Annotated in this window: 21 protein-coding genes and 1 pseudogene; 13 read left to right on the top strand and 9 right to left on the bottom strand. The window is 72.0% G+C overall.

The window, feature by feature from the left end; translation table 11 throughout:
- Positions 1-86: 86 nt before the first annotated feature.
- Complete coding sequence (locus OG906_RS06760) at positions 87-962, top strand: polysaccharide deacetylase family protein (RefSeq protein ID WP_329440924.1); 876 nt, start codon at positions 87-89, stop codon at positions 960-962.
- Positions 963-1,023: 61 nt separating this feature from the next.
- Here OG906_RS06760 and OG906_RS06755 read toward each other — a convergent pair whose 3' ends face one another.
- The gene (locus tag OG906_RS06755) at positions 1,024-1,689 is read right to left on the bottom strand and encodes a class F sortase (protein ID WP_267798528.1); all 666 of its coding nucleotides are present in this window, start codon (positions 1,687-1,689) and stop codon (positions 1,024-1,026) included.
- A gap of 352 nt (positions 1,690-2,041) precedes the next feature.
- Between OG906_RS06755 and OG906_RS06750 the strand changes: the two genes are divergently transcribed.
- Positions 2,042-2,554 (top strand): hypothetical protein, encoded by a 513-nt coding sequence (locus tag OG906_RS06750; RefSeq protein ID WP_329440923.1) that lies wholly within the window; start codon positions 2,042-2,044, stop codon positions 2,552-2,554.
- Between the two features lie 208 nt (positions 2,555-2,762).
- Here the strand turns inward: OG906_RS06750 and OG906_RS06745 are convergent, their stop codons facing one another.
- The 3 genes from OG906_RS06745 to OG906_RS06735 form a co-directional block, all read right to left on the bottom strand.
- Positions 2,763-3,425 (bottom strand): hypothetical protein, encoded by a 663-nt coding sequence (locus OG906_RS06745; RefSeq protein ID WP_329440921.1) that lies wholly within the window; start codon positions 3,423-3,425, stop codon positions 2,763-2,765.
- A 200-nt stretch (positions 3,426-3,625) separates the two neighbouring features.
- A complete protein-coding gene (locus tag OG906_RS06740; RefSeq protein WP_329440920.1) occupies positions 3,626-4,396 on the bottom strand; it encodes a bestrophin-like domain in 771 nt (256 codons plus the stop codon).
- 42 nt (positions 4,397-4,438) lie between these two features.
- Positions 4,439-5,218: a hypothetical protein gene (locus OG906_RS06735; RefSeq protein ID WP_329440918.1), complete on the bottom strand. Its 780-nt coding sequence runs from the start codon at positions 5,216-5,218 to the stop codon at positions 4,439-4,441.
- Between the two features lie 328 nt (positions 5,219-5,546).
- On the opposite strand from OG906_RS06735, the gene OG906_RS06730 reads away from it, so the two are divergent.
- Both OG906_RS06730 and OG906_RS06725 read left to right on the top strand, forming a co-directional pair.
- Positions 5,547-6,377, top strand: coding sequence for an SAM-dependent methyltransferase (locus tag OG906_RS06730; protein WP_329440916.1), 831 nt, complete (start codon positions 5,547-5,549; stop codon positions 6,375-6,377).
- 134 nt (positions 6,378-6,511) lie between these two features.
- Positions 6,512-8,662, top strand: coding sequence for a putative bifunctional diguanylate cyclase/phosphodiesterase (locus OG906_RS06725; RefSeq protein ID WP_329447948.1), 2,151 nt, complete (start codon positions 6,512-6,514; stop codon positions 8,660-8,662).
- A gap of 230 nt (positions 8,663-8,892) precedes the next feature.
- Here OG906_RS06725 and OG906_RS06720 read toward each other — a convergent pair whose 3' ends face one another.
- Positions 8,893-9,969 (bottom strand): FAD-dependent monooxygenase, encoded by a 1,077-nt coding sequence (locus OG906_RS06720; RefSeq protein ID WP_329440915.1) that lies wholly within the window; start codon positions 9,967-9,969, stop codon positions 8,893-8,895.
- Between the two features lie 116 nt (positions 9,970-10,085).
- Between OG906_RS06720 and OG906_RS06715 the strand changes: the two genes are divergently transcribed.
- Positions 10,086-10,727, top strand: coding sequence for a TetR/AcrR family transcriptional regulator (locus OG906_RS06715; RefSeq protein WP_329440914.1), 642 nt, complete (start codon positions 10,086-10,088; stop codon positions 10,725-10,727).
- 279 nt (positions 10,728-11,006) lie between these two features.
- On the opposite strand, the gene OG906_RS06710 is transcribed toward OG906_RS06715, so the two are convergent.
- Positions 11,007-11,888 carry a LysR family transcriptional regulator gene (locus OG906_RS06710; RefSeq protein WP_329440912.1) on the bottom strand — a complete coding sequence of 294 codons (882 nt, stop codon included), beginning with the start codon at positions 11,886-11,888 and terminating at the stop codon, positions 11,007-11,009.
- A gap of 94 nt (positions 11,889-11,982) precedes the next feature.
- Between OG906_RS06710 and OG906_RS06705 the strand changes: the two genes are divergently transcribed.
- From OG906_RS06705 to OG906_RS06690, 4 genes are all read left to right on the top strand, one after another.
- Positions 11,983-12,687 carry a succinate dehydrogenase gene (locus tag OG906_RS06705; RefSeq protein WP_329440911.1) on the top strand — a complete coding sequence of 235 codons (705 nt, stop codon included), beginning with the start codon at positions 11,983-11,985 and terminating at the stop codon, positions 12,685-12,687.
- A gap of 2 nt (positions 12,688-12,689) precedes the next feature.
- Entirely contained in the window at positions 12,690-14,651 is a 1,962-nt protein-coding gene (locus tag OG906_RS06700; protein WP_329440909.1) for a fumarate reductase/succinate dehydrogenase flavoprotein subunit, read from the top strand.
- On the top strand, positions 14,648-15,388 hold the full coding sequence (locus OG906_RS06695) for a succinate dehydrogenase/fumarate reductase iron-sulfur subunit (protein ID WP_266952202.1): 741 nt from the start codon (positions 14,648-14,650) through the stop codon (positions 15,386-15,388). The genes OG906_RS06700 and OG906_RS06695 overlap by 4 nt, the downstream gene beginning before the upstream one ends.
- A gap of 172 nt (positions 15,389-15,560) precedes the next feature.
- A complete protein-coding gene (locus OG906_RS06690; RefSeq protein ID WP_329440906.1) occupies positions 15,561-16,208 on the top strand; it encodes a histidine phosphatase family protein in 648 nt (215 codons plus the stop codon).
- 31 nt (positions 16,209-16,239) lie between these two features.
- On the opposite strand, the gene OG906_RS06685 is transcribed toward OG906_RS06690, so the two are convergent.
- The gene (locus OG906_RS06685; protein ID WP_329440905.1) at positions 16,240-18,660 is read right to left on the bottom strand and encodes an excinuclease ABC subunit UvrA; all 2,421 of its coding nucleotides are present in this window, start codon (positions 18,658-18,660) and stop codon (positions 16,240-16,242) included.
- 73 nt (positions 18,661-18,733) lie between these two features.
- The gene (locus OG906_RS06680; RefSeq protein WP_329440903.1) at positions 18,734-19,723 is read right to left on the bottom strand and encodes an LLM class flavin-dependent oxidoreductase; all 990 of its coding nucleotides are present in this window, start codon (positions 19,721-19,723) and stop codon (positions 18,734-18,736) included.
- 138 nt (positions 19,724-19,861) lie between these two features.
- On the opposite strand from OG906_RS06680, the gene OG906_RS06675 reads away from it, so the two are divergent.
- Entirely contained in the window at positions 19,862-20,359 is a 498-nt protein-coding gene (locus tag OG906_RS06675; RefSeq protein ID WP_267798541.1) for a phosphatase domain-containing protein, read from the top strand.
- Between the two features lie 94 nt (positions 20,360-20,453).
- Here the strand turns inward: OG906_RS06675 and OG906_RS06670 are convergent, their stop codons facing one another.
- A complete protein-coding gene (locus tag OG906_RS06670) occupies positions 20,454-20,669 on the bottom strand; it encodes a dodecin (protein WP_329440901.1) in 216 nt (71 codons plus the stop codon).
- 162 nt (positions 20,670-20,831) lie between these two features.
- On the opposite strand from OG906_RS06670, the gene OG906_RS06665 reads away from it, so the two are divergent.
- The 3 genes and pseudogenes from OG906_RS06665 to OG906_RS06655 form a co-directional block, all read left to right on the top strand.
- The gene (locus OG906_RS06665; RefSeq protein ID WP_443067359.1) at positions 20,832-22,094 is read left to right on the top strand and encodes an extracellular solute-binding protein; all 1,263 of its coding nucleotides are present in this window, start codon (positions 20,832-20,834) and stop codon (positions 22,092-22,094) included.
- 199 nt (positions 22,095-22,293) lie between these two features.
- A complete protein-coding gene (locus tag OG906_RS06660) occupies positions 22,294-23,130 on the top strand; it encodes a GNAT family N-acetyltransferase (protein WP_329440900.1) in 837 nt (278 codons plus the stop codon).
- Positions 23,127-23,654: pseudogene (locus OG906_RS06655) on the top strand (lysophospholipid acyltransferase family protein); the annotation flags it as partial. The gene OG906_RS06660 and the pseudogene OG906_RS06655, both read left to right, overlap by 4 nt.
- Positions 23,655-23,779: the final 125 nt, after the last annotated feature.

Here is a 23,779-nt window from a genome sequence, read left to right as displayed (position 1 = left end):
GTCTCGGCTGGTCCGTGCGGGTGAGGGGGAGGAAGCGCTCCCGCGCCCCTCGACATCTTCGACGATGTCGTTGATACGTAGTAAGAATGAAAAATGACGAACCGACAGTAGGGCGACGCGTGCTCCTGCGCAGCGCCGTCTTCCTCGGAGTCGCCGCCGCCTCCGGGCTGCTGACCGGGGGCGAGACCGACACACAGGTCCCGAGAACCGTCGGCCCGGCTCCGGCCGCCGGCCCCGGGCCCGCCGGAGGCCCACCCGCCCGCCTGCCCCAAGGGCCGCCGCCCACCTCGTACCGGCTGGCCCCGATGACCTCCGACTCACCCGCGCGTCCGGCCGTCGCGAAGCCCGCCGTCCGCACCCGACCCATCGAGGGACTGCCGGCCGACCCGAGCACGGCCGGCGCCATGGTGCTCACCTTCGACGACGGCCCCGACCCCCGCTACACCCCCGGGATCCTCGACACCCTCGCCCGGTACCAGGTCCGCGCCATGTTCTTCGTCTGCGGGGAGATGGCCACCGAGAACCGCGACCTGCTGCGCCGCATGGTCGCCGAGGGACACGTCATCGGCAACCACACCTGGACCCACCCGCTGATCCCCCAACTCACCCGCCCCGCCCTCACCTCCGAGATCGGACGCACGAGCGACGTCGTCCAGCAGGCGGTGGGGGAGGCGCCCAAGTGGTTCCGGGCGCCCTACGGGGCGTGGAACCGGGCCGCCTTCGAGATCGGCGCCGAACTGGGCATGGAGCCGCTCGCCTGGACCGTGGACTCCCTCGACTGGACGGAGCCCGGCACCACGACCATCGTCTCCCGCGTCCTCAAGGGCGCCGGGTCCGGGGTGATCGTGCTGAACCACGACGCGGGCGGAAACCGCGCGCAGAGCGTCCAGGCACTCGCCACCTACCTGCCCCAACTCCTCTCACGGGGCTACCGGATGACCCTGCCGAGGCCGCCCGCGTAGCCGCCGCGCCGAGGATCCGCTCCCTCGGCGCGGCGGCGACGTACCGACGTCGATCGACTGCTCAGCGGGCCTCCACCATCCGGGCGAAGACGACCACGTTGCCGTCGTAGCCCTGGGCCTTCGAGTAGCCGCCGCCGCAGGTGATCACCCGGAGTTCCGCGTGCCCGGTGTCCCCGTACACCCGGGCTCCGGGGAAGGCGTCCTTGGAGAAGACCTCCACGCCGTACACCTCGAACACGGCCGTCCGTCCGTCGTAGCGCTCCACCTCGATGCGGCTGCCCTTGCGGACCGACCCCAGACCGTAGAAGACGGCCGGACCCTGCGCGTTGTCCACGTGACCCACGATCACGGCGGACCCGCGCTGACCCGGCGAGATCCCGTTGAGGTACCAGCCGGCGAGGTTCGGATCCGCCGGCGGCGGGGCGTCGATCCAGCCCGTCGCGTCCAGTCCGACCGTCATCACCGGCGCGTCCACGCTGATCCCGGGGATCCGGATGCGCTGGACCGACGAGTGCTCCAACACCTCCATGTCCGCGGGCGGCGCGGGCGGATTCGCCGGCAGCCGGTCGGTATGCGCCCCGACCGCCGCCGCGGCGGCGGGCTGTGGCGGCCCGCCCTCGAAGTCCACGCCGTTGCGCATCATGGCGAGGCCGGTGAGCAGGACCAGCGCGAGCGCACCCCAGGGGGAGCGTCTCCTCGGTCGCTGCTCACTTTCGTCCTCGGTCATGGCTCTCCCTTCCCGACGCGGGGGTCCCGACCCGCGTTCCAGTCCCTCCCCGGTACGCCCTTCTTCACGCACGCTAAGGGTGCACGCGCGGGACGGCGATCGGGGAAGAGCGAACGGGTGGTGCCGCCGGACGGGGTGCGGCCATCCAGGTAATCGTCACATAAATGACTGACGGGTCGTGACCTGCGGATCCGTCAGATGAGATGCCCGCGCTTCGGCGTGTCGCTCAACCGGGCGGCCCAAAGCCTGAAATGCGCTGGTTGCGAGCCGCCCCGAGGGTTCGTGATGGGAGGCGTTCTCGTCGATCTTCCCGGGCGACCGCTCCGGGGCGCTTCCCGCTGGAGGTTCCACCATGCGTGCTTCTCGCGCTCTTGCCGTGACCGCCGCGGCGTTCGCCGTCGTCGGTCTCGGGATTCCGTTCGCTTCGGCGAACCCGGCGGGCGGGCCGCCATCAGGCGGCGGCAACGGCCCAAGCAACGTCACGGTCAACCCGTACTCCGTCCACCAGGGCTCCACGATGCAGGTCAGCGCGGCCGGCTGCGGCCACGGTGGCACGGTCTGGTCGCACGGCAACTTTCCGCAGACGAACCTGTCGGCCGGCTCCATCGGGTTCGCGACCGTCCGCATCTTCAACCACGCGTCTCCGGGCCACCAGACGCTGTCCGTCAAGTGCCACGACAGCAGCCTGGTGGCCACGCACCGCTTCACGATCCTCGACGGGCGCGGTGCGCAAGGCGGCCTGGGCGGCTCCTTCGGCCCGTCCTCCACCGAGACCGCGATCGGCGCGGGGCTCATCAGTGCCGCCGCCCTTGGGGCCGGCGTCCACGTGATGCGCCGTCGCCGTCCCGTCGCCGGCCGGGTCTGACCGGCTGACCTTCCCGGTCGTCCCGGAACCGCCGGTCGCCCCGAAGTCCTGACCAGGACTCGGGGCGACCGGCGGTTGTCGGGCGGGTGGCGATTGGTGCGTACGGGCGGGATGGGCGCTGCTGGTGGTGCGTACGGGTCGGGCGGTACCGGTGGTGCCTACCGGGTGGGCGGGGTACCGACGTGCGGGGTACGGGCGCGCGGGCGGGTCAGTGGCCGCGGGCCGAGCGGCGACGGCGCAAGGCGTACGTGGTGCCGGCCGCGCCGGCGAGCACCAGGGCCGCACCCAGGCCCAACTCCACGGGATCCATGCCGGCCACGCTGCCGCCGAGGCCGCCTCGGACACCGAGTCCGGGGGCACTGGAGGCGGGGCGGGACACGGACCGGGTGGGCGTGACGCCGGCCGACCGGGTCGGCGTCCGGGTGGGGACGACGGCGGGCGGCGGGGGCGGGATCGGGGCCGGCGTGCGGCGGACGCCCACGGTGGAACTGGTGGTCGGCCGGGCCGTGCCGCCGGCGATCGTCAGGTCGGCGGAGCCGGTCTCCCCGTTGCAGGTGAAGGAGACGGAGTACAGGGCGCCGACCCGGGCGTCCCGGTCCACGGTGACCCGCGCGGTCTGGCCGCGCGCGATGCTCACGGTGTCGAAGACCCCGGAGGAGGCGGTGGCGAACGCCGCATCGCAGCCGGTGACGGAGAGCACCGTCTGACCGCCGGGCGCGACGGTCGAGGGGGTGATGGTGAAGCCGAACGAGGTGATGGGCGCGGCCTCGGCCGCGGTCGCGGCGGGCGCGCCCAAGGCGCCGAGCGCGAGAGCGGCGCCCGTGGCACCGGCGCTCAGCAGGGCTGTGGCGGAGCTGCGTATCGCACCCATGGAGTTTCTCCGGATCCCCGAGGAGCAGCCGCGGAACGGTTTCCGCACGTGGGGGGTCGTGCGCCTCGATGCTCGCCACGCTAGGTGCGGGGGCCGTGACCCGCGATCAGGAACGGGCGAATGGGGCATGCCGGTAGGCCGAACCGGGGACGGGAGGCCCGTCCCCGGTTTGCCGACGGGCGTCGGGGTGCGGTGTTCCGTCAGTTCTCCAGGCCCAGATGCGGGAACTGGGCGAGGAACGGTTCCGCGGTCGCCGCGATGCCCCGCCCGAACGGTGCGTCGAAGTCCCAGATCAGGAAGAGCAGGAAGGCGATCAGGGCGCTGAAGAGCCCCGCCAGCAGCATCTCGCGGAACGAGCGCCGGATCTGGAGGGTGAAGATCAGCCCGACCGTCACCAGTGCGCCGGCGATCAGCCCGAACCACACCACTCCGGGCATCGTGGCGCCGGCGCTCTGGCCGCGTGCGTTGCGGGCGTCGTCCACGAGCGCTACCTGGTCGACCAGTGGCTGGTAGGCCTGCCCCTCGTGGTCGGTCCGCGGCTCGTAGTCGGTCACGTCCCGGCGGATGTGCTCCAACAACTCTGCGCTCTGATCGGTGAGTTCACCCTTCTCCGCCATCTGCGTCCACTCCGTGTCGACCACGTGCGTCACATACGCGTCGACGTCGGAGCGGATCTTCTTGCGGATGTCCGCCGGATAGACCTCGGATCGGACGCTGATCTCGTGCAGGGCCTGTGATTCCTGGCGCACGTATTCCTGGGCGGCCCCGCGGCCCTCCCAGACGCCCGCGATCGCCAGGCCCAGGACGATCGCGTAGATCACCCCGATCATCATCGTCATGTACTCGATGACGTCCGGGGTCTCGTTCGGATCGTCGTCGTCGCCGATCCGCCGGTGATTGAAGAAGGCGATGGACAGCACCACGGCACAGGCCGCTGCCATCGCGAGGGACAGGACGAGCCATTCCGACAAGATGACTCCAAGACGAGGGGTAGGGAAAGGATCGAGAGCGGGTCAGCGCGGGCGCAGCGCGACGATCGCGAGCACCGCGGGAGCCGCGGTCATGAGGGTGAAGGTGACCGGCGAGATGTGGTGCTCGACCGGCTTGCGGGTCGCCGCGTGGTAGCTCGGCCGGGCCACGACCTTGGGCGGCGCGGGCGGTGGGGTCACCACGGGGGTGGGCGCCGGCTCCGGTGCGGGCTTCGGCGCAGCGGCCGGCGGCTTGTGGACCACGAGGATCGGCGGCGCGGGTGCCGCCGGCTTGGGCACGGGCTTGGGGGCGGGCTTCGGCGGCGGCTTGGGGGCCGGCTTCGGCGGCGCGGGAGGCGGCGGGGTGGGCTTGGGCTTCGGTGGCGGGGTGGGCTTCGGCGGGGTGGGCGTCGGCGTAGGGGTCGGTGTGGGCGTGGGAGTCGGCTTCGGTGGGCACGGTGGGGGAGGCGGCGGCGGGCAGTGGTGCCCGCCGTGATGGCCTCCGCCGTGGTGCCCACCGTGGTGCCCGCCGTGGCCGTGACCATGGCCACGGCCGTTTCCGCGGTCGTTTCCGCGGTCGGATCCCTCGCTGTTCCCCCGGTCGTTTCCGCGGTCGACGACGTGGCTGTTTTCGTGATGTACGCCACCTCGGCCGGCTCCGCCCCCGCCCTTGCCGGCGGCCGCGAGCACCCGGACGGCGCTCGCGCCGTCCCCGGTGTCGATCGTCGCGTAGGCGCGGCTATCGGCCACGGCCGGCGTGGCGGACAAGGCCGCCCACAGCAGGACCGGGACCGCCAGCAGGCGCCGGGCACAGGCTCTGTTCACCCCGGGAGCATGGGCCCGCGCGCGCCCGCGCACGTGAAGGTCGGCTCTGGTTCGCCTGAACGGGCGGAGTTCGGACCATAGAGGTTTGAGCCAGTCTTCGATCGTGTCAGGTTACCCACCGGTCAATTCCCAAAAGGTATTTGTCGGTTTCGCTCAAAGCCCCCGGAGGGACCCGTTCCTGGCTTTGGTGTGTGACCAAGAACGGATCGCCAATTTCCGCTTTTGCTCGCTCCGTTGGGCAATGATCAGTACATTCGGCTCGGACAGGAGTCCGACCCCTGGGCGGACCCTCGACGGACCACGGCACGACTACCGCTTGGAGACCCCGATGGAGCGCCCCGCCTGGGCCCCGCCAGGCATCGACATATCGGTGCCGAGCGTGTCCCGCATCTACGATTACTACCTGGGCGGCTCGCACAATTTCGAGGTCGACCGCCAGGCCGCCCGGCGCGCCATGGAATTCCTGCCGGGCCTCCCCAAGATCATGCAGGCCAACCGGGCATTCATGCGGCGCGCCGTCCGCCACGCCGTCTCCCAGGGCGTCACCCAGTTCCTCGACATCGGCTCCGGCATCCCGACCTTCGGCAACGTCCACGAGATCGCCCGGGCCGCCAGCCCCGAGGCGCGCGTCGTCTACGTCGACCACGACCCGGTGGCCGTCGCGCACAGCCAGGCCGTCCTGGCCGGCGACGAACTCACCGGAGTCGTCGCCGCCGACCTGCGCAAGCCGCAGGAGATCCTCGCCGGCCCCGAGGTCACCCGACTGATCGACTTCGAACGTCCGGTCGCACTGCTGCTCGTCGCCGTCCTGCACTTCATCGAGGACTCCGACGACCCGTACACCGCCGTCGCGCAGCTGCGCGACGCGCTGGCCCCGGGCAGCCTGCTGATCCTCACCCACGCCTCGTACGAGGGCATCCCCCTGTCCCAGGAGGTCGCGGGCGGGGCCGTCGGCGTCTACCGGGACATCCGCAACCCGCTCGTGATGCGCGACCACCAGGAGATCAGCCGCTTCTTCGACGGCTTCGAATGGGTCGAACCGGGCCTCGTCTCCATGCCGGACTGGCGCCCCGACCGCGCCGACTCGTCGGCCGACGGCGACACTCCGGAGGACCCGTACGCCTTCTCGGGCTTCGGCGGCGTGGGACGCAAGGCGTGAGACTCCCGGCTCCGACCCCGCACTCCGCCGGCCCGACCTCGGCCCTCCAGTCGGGCGCCGGGGCCGGGAAGCACCCGAAGGAACCCCCGAGCGAGGACAACCCGCCGCCCGGCCCGCGCGCGGGCCGGGCGCCCGTGGGAGAACTGCGGAGCGGACTGGAGGACCGGATCGCGCGCTTCGCGACGATCTGGGGGCGCGCCATCTTCCCGGTCACCGCCACGTCGCTGACCCGGCCCGAGTTCGAACGACACCTCGTCCCGCTCACCCGCACCCTCACCGAGGCACTGCACGCGCGACCCTTCGACGCGACCATCGCCCAGCGGGTCGGTGCCGACCTCGTCGCCGTGCACTGCACCGACCCGGAGGCCCTCGCCGGGACCCTCGGCGTGGTCGAGTCGTACCTCGTCCTGTACTGCGGCCCGGACGGCGCCGGAGTGGAGGGCACCGAGGAGTACCGGGCCCGCTGCGCCCGGCTCCAGCACGGCATCGCGGCCGGATTCGCCCGGGCGCTGCGCGAACGCACCCTCAAGGAGCAGGAGGCCATCGCCCGCTCCGCCCTGACCGCACGCATCGACGCCCAGAAGGCCCTGCACGCCAGCGAGGCACGCTTCCGCGCCGTCTTCGAGGGCGCCGCGATCGGCATCGGCATCGCGGACCTCCAGGGCAACGTGCTGGAGGTCAACGACACCCTCCTGCAGATGTTCGGCGGCCTCGAAGGACACGTCCGGGGCCGCAACGTCAGCGATTGGGGCCACCCCGACGACACCCCGCACGTCTGGCGGATGTACGGCGAACTGGTGCGCGGCGAGCGCGAGCACTACCGGGTGGAGAAGCCGTACTACCGGCACGACGGAACCGTGCTGTGGACCAATCTGACGGTGTCGCTGTTGCGTGACGCCGAGGGACGGCCGCAGTACCAACTGGCCCTCATGGAGGACACCACCGAACGCCGGCTGCTGAACCTGCGGCTGCGCTACGAGGCCACCCACGACGCCCTGACCGGCCTGCCCAACCGGACACTCTTCTTCGAGCGCCTGGAAAAGGCCCTCAACGGGGCCGGCGGCAGCCGATTCGGTCTGTGCTACCTGGACCTCGACGGCTTCAAGGCGGTCAACGACAGCCTCGGACACTCGGCGGGCGACCGATTGCTCGTGGAGGTCGCCGACCGGCTGGAAAGCTGCGCGACGGGGCCCGGCGAGGTCGTCGCGCGCCTCGGCGGCGACGAGTTCGTCGCGCTGACCACCGGCTCCGACACCGGGGAGAAGGTGACGGAACTCGCGGTCCGCATCCTCTCCGCGCTCTCCACCCCGATCCGGTTGGAAGGGCGGGAGCTGACCGTCCGGGGCAGCATCGGCATCGTCGAGGGCCCGGCGGGCGAACGCACCCCGGCGGAGGTGCTGCGCAGCGCCGACATCACGATGTACCGGGCCAAGGCGGCCGGCGGGAACCGCTTCGAGTTCGCGGACGAGGAGGCCGACGCCCGCGCCATCACCCGGCACGGCCTGACCAACGCCCTCCCGGCGGCGCTGGAACGCGGCGAGTTCTTCATCGAGTACCAGCCGCTGGTGCACATGCACGACGGCAGCGTCCACGGCGCCGAGGCCCTGGTGCGCTGGTCGCACCCGCAGTACGGGGTACTCGGCCCGGACCGCTTCATCCCGCTGGCCGAGCGGACCGGACTGATCGTGCCCCTCGGCCGCTGGGTCCTGGAGGAGTCCGTCCGGCAGGCCTGCAACTGGCAGCGCCAGTACGGCGGCTCGGCCCTGCGGATCAACGTCAACCTGTCGCCGACCCAGCTCCACCACCCCGGCCTGGTCGCCGACACCGTGCGGGTCCTGGAGGCCTCCGGGCTGGCCCCGGGCGCGCTGTGCCTGGAGGTCACCGAGTCGGCCTTGATCGGAGCCGACGACGAACTCCTCGAGCCGCTGCGCCGGCTCGCCGCCCTCGGCGTGGACATCGCCCTCGACGACTTCGGCACCGGCTACTCCAACCTGGCCAACCTGCGCCGCCTCCCGGTCAGCGTCCTGAAGCTGGACCGTTCCTTCACCCAGGGGATGCAGCACCAGCCGGCCAACCCCGTCGACGTCAAGATCGTGGAGGGGATCGTCGCCCTGGCGCACAGCCTCGAACTCGCCGTGACCGTCGAGGGCGTGGAGACCGGGGTCCAGGCCGCCCAGTTGCGCGACCTCGGCTGCGACACCGCGCAGGGCTGGTACTACGCCCGTCCCGGCGCCCCGGACCGCATCCACTCGCTCTCCCTCTCGGACGCGGTTCCCGCTCCCTGACGCCGCCTCCCTGACGCCCGCGGCGCCGGGACGCCGCGGGCCCGGCGGGATCCCCGATCCCAGGAGACGCCCCGGCCCGGGTGTCCCGACGGTGGTGTTCGGCGGCGTCGGGTGGCGTTCGGGCGGCGTTCGGCGTGCCGGCCGTGCGGCGTGCATCGGTCCCTGTTCAGCGGTGGGGCGGTGCGGTCAATGCCCTGGGGCCGCTGTCCCCGTCGGGCGCGCGGGGGAGGTCAGCCCCGGCCGGACTCCGTACCGTTGCCCGCCGTGCGCACCGCGGCCAGCACCCGTCGGTGCCGTCGGACGGTCTCGGTCAAGACCTCGGCGGCCGCCGGAAGCCGCTCCGCCTCGTATGCGCCGAGAGCCGCCTCCCGGGCGGGCCCGGTCTCTTCGCCGAGCGCCGCGGCCAGTGTTCGGGTCAGGGCCGCCGCGTCTTGGATCCCGGTGTTCATGCCCAGCCCTCCGGCGATCGGTTGGACGTGGGCCGCGTCTCCCGCGAGGAAGACCCGGCCCTCGCGTATCCGGGCCGCCATGCGGACGTTGACCCGCCAGGTCGACAGCCAGGTGGCTTCCCCGAGTCGTATCCCCGGCATCCGGGCGTGCCGGTCGAACAGGCGCTGAAAGCTCTCCAGTGAGGGCGGCAGCGGCCGGCCGTGCTCGTCGCGCTCCCGGGAGGCCTGGAGTTGGAAGGTGCCGGTCCCTGGCATCGGGCAGAGCAACATGACCCCGCCGTCCGAGGTGAACCACTGGTGCCAGACGTCCCGCCCGAGCCCCGGCGCCGTCACGTCACCGACCACCATCGCCTCGTCCTCCTCGCTCGTCCCCTCGAAGGCGATCCCGAGGAGGGTGCGGGTCGTGCTGCGTCCGCCGTCGCATCCTGCTAGGTACCCGGCTCGGATGACTCGGCCATCGGCCAACTCCGCGTCGACCCCGGTGGGGTCCTGGCGCACGTCCGTGAGTGTGGCTCCGTACTCGACGTGCACGCCGAACTCGGCGAGAAGGTCGCGCAGCACCGCCTCGATCTGCCACTGGGCCAGGAACAGGAAGTCGGGGACGGGGGTGTCATTGACATGGGCGCCGTCGAAGTACTTGCGGAACGTCAGGTCCGGGATGCCGACGGCCGCCAGTCGGCCGGCGACGCCGAGGTCTGTCAAGACCTTGAGGCCGTCCTGGTTCAGGGACTTGCCGCGGGACTCGCGGTGCGGCGAGGCGCGCTGGTCGATGACTCGCACGGTGACGCCGCGGCGCGCCAGGTCGCAGGCGAGCGTCAGGCCGGTGGGGCCGGAACCCGCAATCAGAACGTCGGTCATCGGATGTCCTCTCGTCGCCATTTGTCGTCGATGACTCAAGGAAAGCGGATCCGGAAGAAAAATGCAACCCGGTTAAATATTTGACTCGGTCACGTCTTGTGTGTACGGTGTGTGACATGGAAAACACGACAGGGCTCCGTGAGAGCAAGAAACTACGAACGCGTCACCGGCTGGCGGCCACGGCGCTGGAACTCTTCCTGGAGCGAGGCTTCGACGCCGTTTCGGTGGCGGATGTCGCCGCCGCGGCCGAGGTCTCCAAACCCACCCTGTTCCGGTACTTCCCGAGCAAGGAGGATCTGATCCTCGACCGCTTCGCGGACCACCAGGACGAGGCGGCGCGCATCGTGCGCGACCGGGAAAGTGGGCAGACCCCGGTGGGTGCGCTCCATGCGCACTTCCTGGCGGGCCTCGTGAAACGGGACCCGATCACCGGCCTCTGTGATCATCCGAACGTCCTGGCGTTCCAGGAGCTGCTGTACTCCACGGCGAGCCTGGAGGGCCGCATGGCCCACTACACGACCCGTGAGGTGGAACTGCTCGCGGAAGTCCTGGAGGCGGAGTCCGTCGCCCCGCTCGCCGCCCGCATGGCGGCCACGCACCTGGTGGCGGTACGTCAGGGGCTGGGCAGGGCGAACTGGGCTCGCATCGCCTCGGGCGTGAGCGCGGACGACGCCTACGCGGCAGCCGTCACCGAAGCCGACCAGGCCTTCGGGATGCTGGCCGAAGGGCTCGACGCGAACCTGTCCAGACGTTCCTGAACGAGCCGGTCGCGGCCCGCGCCCTTCGCGTTCCAGGTTCAGCGTTCCAGGTTCAGCTCTCCGGGTCCGAGGTTCCGGTCCCTCGGCCGCCGGTCGCAGCCTGCCCGCGCGCTGGACGGTCCCCGCAGCCGCAGCCGCAGCCGCAGCCGCAGCCGCAGCCCCCACGGCCCTGCGCCCCGCATCGCCCCGAGCCCGGCTCCCCGTATCGGATCCGCCCCACCCCCGCCCCACCCCCGCCCCACCCCCACCCCTCCACCCGCAGCCCCCGCAGCGGTCCGGTCAGTTCTCCAGAAGCATGCGCTTGAGTTCCCGAGCCGCGCGGGGCGGGGCGACGTCCGTGCGGTGGGCCAGGGCGATCGTGCGGCGCAGGGGTGAGCCCGCCAGGGGGGTGGCGCGCAGGCCGGGGCCGCCGTGGGCGACCACCATGGCCGGGACCACCGCGAGGCCCAGGCCGGCGCGGACGAAGCCGAGCACCGCGTCCATCTCGCCGCCCTCCACCGTGAACACCGGCTCGAAGCCCGCCGCCCGGCAGGCCGCCACCGTCAGATCACGCAGGTCGTAGCCGTGTCGGAACATCACCATCGGTTCGTCCCGCAAGGCGGAGATCGTCAGCGGGCCGCCTCCCACCGGCGGCGGAAGGTCGGCCGACGAGACCACCACCAGGTCCTCCGTCAACAACTCCACAGTGGTCAGGGCAGGTGCCGACGGCGGCAGCGGCAGCGAGACGAGGGCCAGGTCCAAGACTCCCCGCGCCAGCTCCCGCACGAGGTCCAGCGAGCCGCTCTCCTCGATCAGCAGCTCGATCCCGGGGTGGGCGGAGTGGAAGGCCCGCAGCACGCCCGGCAGCAGCCCCGTGCACACGCTCGGCGTGGCTCCGAGCCGCACCCGCCCGCGCCGCAGCTGCGCCAGTTCCTGTACCTCCAGCCGCGCCGTGTCGGCGTCCGCGAGGATGCGTCGGGCCAGCGGCAGCAGGGCCTCGCCCGCGTCGGTGAGCGCGATGTTGCCGCGCGCCCGGCTGAAGAGTTCCGCGCCCAGCTCCCTTTCGAGCGCTTTGATCTGCTGGGACAGCGAAGGTTGCGCCACGTGTTCACGCTCTGCCGCGCGGGTGAAATGCCGGGTCTCGGCAACGGCCACGAAGTACACGAGCTGCTGGAACTGCATCGTGCCAGCGTAGCCCTTGTATAGGGAATCCCTATCGACATCAGCTTCACCATGTCTTGGACCTTTCGGGACCTTCGTCCCTACCGTCGATGTCATGGCATTGGCAACCCGGACGGATCGACGGCCGTCCACCTCGCGCACGCTCTGGGACTCCACCGTCGGCAAGAAGTCCGTGATGGCGGTCTCCGGCCTGATCATGCTCGGCTACCTCGTCGTCCACATGCTCGGCAACCTCAAGATCTTCTTCGGCGCGGACGAATTCAACGGCTACGCCCACTGGCTGCGCACGCTCGGCTCCCCGTTCCTGCACCACGAGTGGGCCCTGTGGATCGTCCGCCTCGTGCTGGTCGCCGCCGTCGTGGCCCACGCGGTCTGCGCGTACCAGCTCAGCCGCCGCGACATCAAGGCACGCCCGGTGAAGTACGCCCACAAGCGGCGGCGCGCGAGCTATGCCACCCGCACCATGCGGTGGGGCGGGATCATCCTCGCCCTGTTCATCGTCTGGCACCTCCTCGACCTCACCACGCTCACCGTCAACGAGCGCGCCTGGGCCGGCCACCCGTTCGAGAACGTGCTGTCCACCTTCTCCACCTGGTACGGCAACACCATCTACATCGTGGCGATGGCGGCCCTCGGCCTGCACGTCCGCCACGGCTTCTGGAGCGCCGCCCAGACCCTCGGCGCCGGCAACGCCCGGCGTGACCGGGCCCTGAAGTTCCTGGCCGACGCCCTGGCCCTCGTCCTCTTCGCGGGCTTCGTGTCCGTCCCCGTCGCCGTCATGACCGGAGTGGTGAGCTGACCATGAGCACCCCCTACGCCGACTACACCCTCGGCGACCCGATCGCCGACACCAAGGCCCCCGACGGCCCGATCGCCGAACGCTGGGACCGCCGCCGCTTCGAGGCCAAACTCGTCAACCCGGCCAACCGCCGCAAGCACACCGTCATCGTCGTCGGCACCGGTCTGGCCGGCGGTGCCGCCGGCGCCACCCTCGCCGAGCAGGGCTACCACGTCGTCCAGTTCTGCTTCTCCGACTCACCGCGCCGCGCCCACTCCATCGCCGCGCAGGGTGGCATCAACGCCGCCAAGAACTACCGCAACGACGGCGACTCCGTGCACCGCCTCTTCTACGACACCGTCAAGGGCGGCGACTTCCGCGCCCGCGAGTCCAACGTCCACCGCCTCGCCCAGATCTCCGTCGAGATCATCGACCAATGCGTGGCCCAGGGCGTCCCCTTCGCCCGCGAGTACGGCGGCCTCCTCGACACCCGCTCCTTCGGCGGCGTCCAGGTCTCCCGCACCTTCTACGCCCGAGGCCAGACCGGACAGCAACTGCTGCTCGGCGCCTACCAGGCCCTCTCCCGACAGATCGCCGCCGGCAACGTCGAGATGCACGCCCGCACCGAGATGCTCGACCTGATCACCATCGACGGAGTGGCCCGGGGCATCGTGGCCCGCGACCTGATCACCGGCGCGATCGAGGCCCACTACGCCGACGCGGTGGTCCTGGCCAGTGGCGGCTACGGCAACGTCTTCTACCTCTCCACCAACGCCATGAACTCCAACGCGACCGCCGTCTGGCGGGCGCACCGACGCGGCGCGCACTTCGCGAACCCCTGCTTCACACAGATCCACCCCACCTGCATCCCGCGCACCGGCGACCACCAGTCGAAGCTCACCCTGATGAGCGAGTCGCTGCGCAACGACGGCCGGATCTGGGTCCCCAAGGCCGAAGGCGACACCCGGCCCGCCGCCGACATCCCCGAGGACGAGCGCGACTACTACCTGGAGCGGATCTACCCCTCCTTCGGCAACCTCGTGCCCCGCGACATCGCCTCCCGCGCCGCGAAGAACGTCTGCGACGAGGGTCGCGGCGTCGGCCCCGGCGGACAGGGCGTGTACCTCGACTTCGCCGACGCGATCCGCCGCATGGGCAAGGACAAGGTCGCGGAGAAGTACGGCAACCTCTTCGACATGTACGAGCGGATCACCGCGGAGAACCCGTACGAGGTGCCCATGCGGATCTACCCCGCCGTGCACTACACGATGGGCGGACTGTGGGTCGACTACGACCTCCAGACGACCGTCCCCGGCCTGTTCGCGATCGGCGAGGCCAACTTCTCCGACCACGGGGCCAACCGCCTCGGCGCCTCCGCGCTGATGCAGGGCCTGGGCGACGGCTACTTCGTCCTCCCCTCCACCATCAACGACTACCTGGCCCGCCGCCACGCCGAGGCCGACGCCGACGCGTTGGACGACCACCACCCCGAGGTCGCCGCGGTGCTGCGCGAGACCCGCGACTGCCTGGCCAAACTCCTCGCCGTCGACGGCGACCGGACCCCCGACTCCTTCCACCGGGAGATCGGTGAACTCATGTGGGAGTACTGCGGCATGGCCCGCACCGAAGCCGGTCTGCGCAAGGCACTGGCCCGCATCCCGGAGATCCGCGAGGAGTTCTGGAAGCGGATCAAGGTCCCGGGCCGCGGCGCCGAGTTCAACCAGTCGCTGGAGAAGGCCAATCGCATCGTCGACTACCTGGAACTCGCCGAGCTGATGTGTCTCGACGCCCTCCACCGCGCCGAGTCCTGCGGCGGGCACTTCCGCGAGGAGTCCCAGACCCCGGACGGCGAAGCCGCCCGCCGCGACGAGGAGTTCGGGTACGTGGCCGCCTGGCAGTACCAGGGCACCGGCGCCGCACCCGTCCTGCACAAGGAAGACCTCGTCTTCGAGTACGTCCACCCCACCCAGCGGAGCTACGCATGAGGCTCACCCTGCGCGTCTGGCGCCAGCGCAACCCCGAGACCCCGGGCGCCATGGCCTCCTACGAGGTCGACGGCATCTCCCAGGACATGTCGTTCCTGGAGATGCTCGACACCCTCAACGAGGACCTCATCCTGCGCGGCGAGGACCCGGTCGCCTTCGACCACGACTGCCGCGAGGGCATCTGCGGAGCGTGCAGCCTCGTCATCAACGGTGACGCCCACGGACCCGAGCGCACCACGACCTGCCAGCTCCACATGCGTTCCTTCGCCGACGGGGACACCATCGACGTCGAGCCCTGGCGGGCCTCGGCCTTCCCGGTCGTCAAGGACCTCGTCGTCGACCGCAGCGCCTTCGACCGGATCATCCAGGCCGGCGGCTACATCACCGCCCCCACCGGCGCCGCCCCCGAGGCGCACGCCACCGCCGTGCCCAAGCCGGCCGCCGACCACGCCTTCGAGCACGCGGAGTGCATCGGATGCGGTGCGTGCGTGGCCGCCTGCCCCAACGGCTCGGCCATGCTGTTCACCTCCGCCAAGGTCAACCACCTCAACGTCCTGCCGCAGGGCTCGCCCGAACGCGAGACCCGCGTCCTCGACATGGTGGCCCGGATGGACGACGAGGGATTCGGTGGCTGCACCCTGACCGGCGAGTGCGCCACGGCCTGCCCGAAGGGCATCCCGCTGCCGTCGATCGCCGCGATGAACAAGGAGTGGCTGCGGGCGGTCCGCAAGGGCTGACCGGGCCGTGTGAGCCCCCGTACGAGCGTCTCCCGCCGGGTCCGGGCCGGCCGGCCCCGGTTCCCCCGGCCTGGGCCGATCGGCTGACCCGATCCGCCGACCGGGCGCTCGTACGGGCCGTACGTCGCGCCGCGCCCCGGCGGCGCACGGCGCGTGGGGGACAGTGAGCCCCATGCCAGAAGCCCCCGCCGGGACCGGACCGCGCCGCCGCACCGTGTTGGCCGCCGCCCTCGCCCCGCTCGCGGTGGCCGGCTGCGCCTCCGAGGAACCCGCCGGTCCGGCGCCCGGCCCCCAGGCCGTCGCCAAGGACGCCGTCGTGATGGTGATCCGGCACGGGGAGAAGCCGTACGCCGGGGACACCGGCGAGGACGAGGACGGCAACGAGGACCCCGGGTTCCTGGCCGGCCGGGGATGGCGCCGCGCCGAGGAGCTGCACCGGCTCTTCCCGCCGAGCCGCGGTTCCGTCCTGCCCCGGCCCGCGGCCGTCTTCGCCACGGGCGGCAAGCCGCCCGCCCCGGCCCGCTGCAAGCAGACCGTCGAGGCGCTGGCCGCCGCGCTGAAGACCCCCGTCCGCACCGAGTTCGGCATCGGCGCCGAAGCGGGACTGGCCCGCGCCGCCCTGGCCGCGCGGATGCCCGTGCTCGTCTGTTGGGAGTACGCCGGCATGCCGCGTCTGGTCCGCGCCCTCGGCGCACACCAGGTCCTCGGGGTCCCCGCGATCTGGCCCGACCGCTACGACCTCGTCTGGGTCTTCACCCGCCGCCGGGGCGAGTGGAGCTTCCGCGAACTCCCGCAGCAACTGCTGCCGGGCGACGCCTGAGCCTTCCCGGTGCCTGCCCGGGAGGCGGGTGTCAGCCCCCGCCCTCGCCCCCGAGTGCCCGCGCCAGGTAGCCCGCCGTGACGCTGCCGGGCGTGCGGGCCACCTCGCGCGGGGTTCCCGACGCGATCACGCGGCCGCCCGCCGCACCACCGCCCGGGCCCATGTCGAGGACCCAGTCCGCGCCGGCCACCACCGCCATGTCGTGCTCCACGACCACCACCGAGTGCCCGGCGTCCACCAGGCCGTGCAACTGCCGCATCAGCACCCGCACATCAGCCGGGTGCAGTCCCGTGGTCGGCTCGTCCAACAGGTACAGGGTGTGGTCGCGGCGCGAGCGCTGGAGCTCCGACGCCAGTTTGACGCGCTGCGCCTCCCCGCCGGACAGTTCGGTCGCCGGCTGGCCCAACCGCAGGTAGCCCAGCCCGATCTCCTCCAGCGCCCGCAGGCTGCGGCCCGCCGCCGGGACCTCCGCGAAGAACCCCGCCGCGGCCTCCACCGTCAGACCGAGCACCTCCGCGATGTTCAGGCCCCGGTAACGGACCTCCAGCGTCTCGGAGTTGTAGCGGGCGCCCGCGCACTGCGGGCACGGTGCGTACGTACTCGGCAGGAACAGCAGCTCCACCGACACGAAGCCCTCACCCTGGCAGGTCTCGCAGCGGCCGCCCGGCACGTTGAAGGAGAACCGGCCGGCCTTCCAGCCGCGCGCCTTCGCCTCCTCGGTGGCCGTGAAGAGCCTGCGCACCACGTCGAACAGCCCCGTGTACGTGGCCAGGTTGGACCGCGGGGTCCGGCCGATCGGCTTCTGGTCCACCTCCACGAGCCGGCGTACGGGAAAGTCCGGATCGGTGAGCCGCCCGGACACCTCCGCGGCGAGCGCCTGCCCGACGAGCGTGGACTTCCCGGACCCGGACACGCCGGTGACGGCGGTGAACACCCCCAGCGGGAACTCGGCGTCGACACCGCGCAGGTTGTGGCGCCGTACCCCGCTGAGCCGGATCGTCGCGCCGGCGGTGCGCGCCGGTCGGGGCGCGAGGGGTTCCTCCGTCCCGAACAGGGCCCGCGCGGTCGCCGATTCGGCCACGTCGGCCAGTGCGGCCGGTGGCCCGCAGTGCAGCACTTGCCCGCCGTGCTCGCCGGCCGCCGGCCCGACGTCGACCAGCCAGTCCGCGTGGCGCACCACGTCCAGGTGGTGTTCCACGACGAAGACGGTGTTCCCGGCCGCCTTCAGTCGGTCCAACACGCTCAACAGGGCTTCGGTGTCCGCCGGGTGCAGCCCCGCCGAGGGCTCGTCCAGGACGTACACCACTCCGAACAGACCCGACCGCAACTGCGTGGCCAGCCGCAGCCGTTGTAGTTCGCCCGCCGACAGGGTCGGCGCGGTGCGGTCCAGGCTCAGGTAGCCGAGTCCCAGCTCGGTGACGGGGTCGATGCGCGAACGCAGGTCCTCGACCAGGACCCGCGCCGCCTCACCCTCCGAGGGCGCCGTCGCCAGCACCTCGTCCAGGTCCGTCAGCGCGAGCGCCGCCGCCTCGGCGATCGTGCGGCCGGCGAAGGTCACCGCCAGGGCCTCGGGGCGAAGACGACGCCCCTCGCACACCGGGCAGGGGGCGTCGGTGAGGAACCGCTCCGCCCGGGCTCTGAGGGTGGCGCTCCTGCTGTCGGAGAACGTCCGCATCACGTACCGGTGCGCGCTCATGTACGTGCCCTGGTAGGGCCGTTGGATGCGGTCCGCGTCGCGCACCGGGTGCACGGTCACCACGGGCTGTTCCTCCGTGAACAGGATCCACTCGCGGTCCTTGGCCGCCAACTCCCGCCAAGGGCGGTCGACGTCGTACCCGAGCGCGTCGAGGACGTCCCGCAGGTTCTTGCCCTGCCAGGCACCAGGCCAGGCGGCGATCGCGCCCTGGCGGATCGACAGGTCTGGATCCGGTACGAGGAGTTCCTCGCTGGTGTGGTGCACGCGCCCCAGCCCCTGGCAGGAAGGGCAGGCGCCCGCGGCCGTGTTGGGGGAGAAGGAGTCCGAGTCGAGCCGTTCGGCGCCGTCGGGGTAGGTGCCCGCCCGCGAGTAGAGCATCCGCAGGGAGTTCGACAGCAGCGTCACCGTGCCCACCGAGGAACGCGAGCCGGGCGAGGATCGCCGCTGCTGCAACGAGACGGCGGGCGGCAGGCCCGTGACGGAGTCCACCTTCGGGGCGCCGATCTGGTGGATCAGCCGGCGGGCGTACGGGGCAACGGACTCGAAGTAGCGGCGTTGGGCCTCGGCGTAGAGCGTCCCGAACGCCAGGGAGCTCTTGCCGGATCCGGAGACCCCGGTGAAGACGGTGAGCGCGTCGCGCGGGATGTCCACGTCGACCCCGCGCAGATTGTGCTCCCGGGCGCCCCGGACCCGTACACAGGGGTCGTGGCTCGGGGGGCCGGGTGCGTACGGGTCCGGGGCGGCGGAGTGGTGCATTCGCCCCACTTTAGTACGGGGGGACCGTCGCCTCCGCTCCCGCCCCCCGATCACATCGGCATGCGGCGCCCGCTCAGAGCCCCGCGAGCCGGGCCAGCCCCGCGAAGGAGTCCAGCAGGGCCGTCCGGTCGTGGGTGGAGGTCGTGACCAGCAGTTCGTCCGCCTCCGTCGTCCGCGCGACCTCGGTCAGCTCCGCCGCGACCTGCTCCGGAGTGCCGTGGATGTGCCCGACCAGCGCGCCCTCGTACAGTTCGCGCTCCTTCGGGGTCATCTCCAGCGCCTCGACCTCCTCGGCCGGCCGGAGCGGCGGGAAGCTGCCCCGGGTGCGGGAGTAGGCGAGCGACCACGCCTCCGGTACCAGGATCCGGCGGGCGGCCTCCTCCGTCTCGGCGACCGCCACGGTCCCGGAGACCATCACGTACGGCTCCGCGCCCCAGGCGGACGCCCGGAACTCCTCGCGGTAGCGCTCCACGACCTCGGTCACCTTCGCCCGGCCCCGCAGGTCCCCGACCACCATCGGCAGCCCGGCCCGCGCCGCGATGCCCGCGCCCTCGCCGGTGGCCAGCACGTAGGGCGTGATCGGCAGTCCCTCCGCCGGACGGGCGTGGACCTGGGGGTGGGCGCGCTGGGTTCCGTCCAGCCAGCCCAGCAGCTCGGTCAGTTGCTCCTCGAACAGGTCGGCGTCCTTGGTGTCCCGTCCCAGTGCCCGCCGGATCCCGTCCGTGAAGCCGACCGAGCGGCCGAGGCCCATGTCGACGCGGCCGGGGAACAGGGACTCCAGGACCCCGAACTGTTCGGCGACCACCAGCGGTTGGTGGTTGGGCAGCATGACCCCGCCCGTGCCCACCCGGATCCTGTGCGTGGAGGCGGCCACGGCCGCGGCGAGCACGGTCGGCGCGGAACCGGCGACGCCGGGCACGCTGTGGTGCTCCGACACCCAGAAGCGGTGGTAGCCCAGTTCCTCCGCGGCGCGCGCCAGCGCCACGGTGTCGCGCAGCGCCTGCGGGGCGCTGTGGCCCTCGCGGGTCCGGGACCGGTCGAGTATCGAGATTTTTCGGATCACACCGGTGTCAACGTCCTGGAGCGAGGAGGATTCCCCGGTCCGGGAGGGCTGGAGGGGGATTGCACCGCGGGTCGAGCGCCGGCGGGTCGGCGCGGGCCTGACCGGCGCCACGTCGACGGCGGAACCTAGGCTGGTCGTATGACGCGTGAGACTGACAACCGCCGACCGCTGGCCGTCTTCGACATCGACAACACCCTGGCCGACACCGACCACCGGCAGCACTTTCTGGAGCGGCGCCCCCGGGACTGGGCGGGTTTCTTCGGAGCGGCCCCGGCCGATCCGCCGCTCGCGCGCGGGGTGGCGCTGGCGGTGGAGAGCGCGGCGGACTGTGAGGTCGTGTACCTCACCGGGCGCCCCGAGCGGTGCCGTGCGGACACCGTCGAGTGGCTGACCCGGCACGGTCTGCCGGAGGGGCGGCTGTGGATGCGGGGCAACCAGGACCGCCGCCCGGCCCGGACGACGAAGCTGGAGGTGCTGGGGAGGCTCGCCCGGGGGCGGGACGTGCGGATGCTCGTGGACGACGACGAGCTGGTCTGTCAGGCGGCCCGGACGGCCGGCTTCCGGGTGGTGCTCGCGGACTGGGCGGCGGACGCGCCGGAGCTCAAGTCCGCCCAGGAGGGCGAGGGCCGCACCTGAGCGGCGGCCCCCGCGTGCCGCCCGGGGCGGGGCGCGGCGGCCTTCGCCGTCGACCGGGAGGCGTCAGACCTCCCGTCACTCCTCAGACCTCGCGTCATTCCTCGCCGTCGATGCGGAAGCCCACCTTGAGGCCGACCTGGTAGTGGCCGATCTCGCCGTTCTCGATGTGTCCGCGCACCTGCGTGACCTCGAACCAGTCGAGGTTGCGGATCGTCTGCCCCGCGCGGGCGATTCCGTTCTTGATGGCCTGATCGATGCCCTCTGGAGAGGTGCCGACGATCTCGGTCACCCGGTACGTGTGGTTGGACATGGGGTCTCCCGACAGTGGTCGCTGTTGCCTTGTTCCAAGGTGCCCCAGTAAGTCCAGGTCCGCGAACTTTGCGTGAACGATCCTGAGCGAAAGGTCTTGACCAGCCTATTGGTCTATGCCAATTTCAAGCCATCTGAGATCCATCCCCAGAAGGTGACCCCCGTGAAGATGCGCTTCCTCGCCATGTGCACCGTTCTCGCGGCCGCGACCGCCCTCACCGGCTGCAGCCAGGTGGCCGGATCCGAAGGCGGGCCCGAGAAGGTGACGCTCTGGTTGATGAAGGGCAGCGCCTCGGACGACTTCATCGCGAAGTTCACCGCCGACTTCGAGAAGGAGCACGCCGGCATCGACCTGGACGTCAAGATCCAGGAATGGACGGGCATCGGCGACAAGGTCAACGCCGTCCTCAAGGGTACGAGCAAGGAGAGCGCCGATGTCATCGAGGTCGGCAACACCCAGGTGGCCCAGTACGTCGAGACCGGCGGCATCTCCGAAGTCACCATGGACGGGCTGCGCGACTGGGACAGCAGACACTGGCTCAAGGGCCTCTCCGACCCGGGTAGCGTCGACGGCGCCCAGTACGGGGTTCCCTGGTACGCCGCCAACCGGGTGGTGATCTACAACAAGGAACTCTTCGCGAACGCCGGGATCACCACCCCGCCGAAGACACGTCAGGACTGGATCCAGGCCAGCCGGCGGCTCGACAAGGGCGAACAGCAGGGCATCTACCTCCCCGGCCAGAACTGGTACGTCCTCGCTGGCTTCATCTGGGACGAGGGCGGTGAACTCGCCGTGCAGACCAACGGCGAGTGGGCCGGCGCGCTCGACGACGAGAAGGCCCTGAACGCCATGGAGTTCTACCGGCAGCTCCAGGGACTCGGCGACGGCCCCAAGGACGCCGACGAGGAGACGCCCCCGCAGTCCGAGGTCTTCGCGCGCGGCCGGATCGCCCAGATCATCGGCCCGCCGAGCCAGGCGGCGGCGATAGAGGCCGCCAACCCGGCCCTGAAGGACAAGCTCGGCTTCTTCCCCATCCCCGGCAAGAGCGCCGAGAAGCCCGGCGCCGTCTTCACCGGCGGATCCGACCTGATCATCCCGGAGAAGGCGGGGAACCGTGAGCACGCCGTGGACCTGATCACGGCGCTCGTCAGCGAGAAGTGGCAGACCGAACTCGCCACCACCATGAGCTACGTCCCCAACAAGACCACCCTCGCCCACGTGGTCGAGGGCAACGAGGGCGCCGCCACCATGGCCGTCGGCGCCGCCCAGGGCCGGGCCACCCCACAGTCCGCCCGGTGGGCCGAGGTCGAGGCCGAGAACCCCATCAAGCCGTACATGACGGCCGTGCTCACCGGACAGGACCCCCAGCGGGCCGCGAAGACCGCCTCGGAGTCCATCAGCCGGATCCTCGGCTCCGACCGCTGAGGCGACTCCCACGATCGAGGCGACGCCGACCGCCGACACCCCCCTCCTGCGGGTCCGCCCGCGCGTCCGCCGAGTTCAGCGTTCGCACATCCGGCCGCCGCTGAGCGGTCATGTCGAATCCAGCCGGTCACGGAAGAAGTAAAGGAGCCAGGCCACCAACCTGCCGGCCTGGCTCTCCGTGCCCGGATCAGGAGCAGCCATGACCATCGCACCCCTGTCCCCGTCCCCCCTCGCGCCCCCCACCCTCCCCGCCGCCCCGGCCGTCCCCCTCGCCCCGACGCTCCCCGCCGACCGCACCGCGCCCGCGGGCCCCCGGTACGCCGTCCGGCTCGCCCGCGACGAGGACGAGGTACGGGCCGCCCAACGGCTGCGCCACCAGGTCTTCGCCGGGGAACTCGGCGCCCGCCTCGACCACGCCGAGCCCGGCCTGGACGTCGACGCCTTCGACGCCTACTGCGACCACCTCCTCGTCGTCGACGAGGAGAGCGAGCAGGTCGTCGGCACCTACCGATTGCTTCCCCCGGAACGCGCCGCCGTCGCGGGCCGCCTCTACTCCGAGGGCGAGTTCGACCTCGGCGCGCTGGCCCCCATCCGCCACGACCTCGTCGAGGTCGGCCGGTCCTGCGTCCACCCCGACCACCGCAACGGCGCCGTCATCGCCCTGATCTGGGCCGGCCTCGCCCGCTACATGGACCGTTCCGGCCACAACTGGCTCGCCGGCTGCTGCTCCGTCCCGCTCGCCGACGGCGGGGTGCTGGCCGCCGCCACCCGGGAGACCGTCCTGCGACGCAACCTCGCCCCCGAGGAGTACCGCGTCACCCCGCACCTGCCCTGGAGCCCCGAGGGCATCACCGTCCCCGGCCGGCAGGAGCTGCCCCCGCTGCTGCGCGGCTACCTGCGCCTGGGCGCCTGGGTCTGCGGAGAGCCCGCGCTGGACGCCGAGTTCGGCTGCGCCGACCTGTACGTACTGCTCTCCCTGCGCCGGACCAACCCGCGCTACCTCAACCACTTCCTCTCGCTCGCCCCGGGCGCATGAACGCCTGGCTGCCCACCGCGCCCTGCACCCCCGAGGCCTGCGCCGGCCACGAGGGTCCGACGGCGAGCGTCCCGCACGCGGTGCTCCGCCTCGCCGGCGCCGTGGCCCTCGTCCTCCTCGCCGTCCTGACCGCCGCGCCCGTACGGCTGCTCCCGGACCGGCCCCGACACGCCCTCGTACGGGGCTGGTCGGCGGCGCTGGTCGCCTCCCTGGGCATACGGATCACGGTGCACGGAAGCCCCGGCGCGGCCGGCGGCCGGCTGATCGTCGCCAACCACATCTCCTGGCTCGACATCCCGCTCGTGGCCGCCGTGCTGCCCTGCCGGATGCTGGCCAAGAGCGAGATCGGTGCCTGGCCCGTGCTCGGCCGGCTCGCGGCCCGGGCCGGAACCCTGTTCATCGAACGGGACCGGATCAGGGCCCTCCCCGACACGGTCGCGACCCTCACCGGCGCGCTGCTCGCCGGGGACCGGGTCACCGTCTTCCCCGAGGGGTCCACCTGGTGCGGGCGGGCCCAGGGGCCGTTCCGGCGGGCCGCGTTCCAGTCGGCGTTGGACGCGGGCGTGCCCGTACAGCCGATCCGGCTCGCGTACCGGCTGTCGGGAGGCGGGGGCCCTGCCGGGAGCCTCGCCGGGGCGCCCGCCTTCGT

This window comes from Streptomyces sp. NBC_01426 (assembly GCF_036231985.1).
In the GTDB taxonomy this organism is placed as follows: Bacteria; Actinomycetota; Actinomycetes; order Streptomycetales; family Streptomycetaceae; genus Streptomyces.
This window is presented reverse-complemented; position numbering and strand designations above follow the sequence as displayed.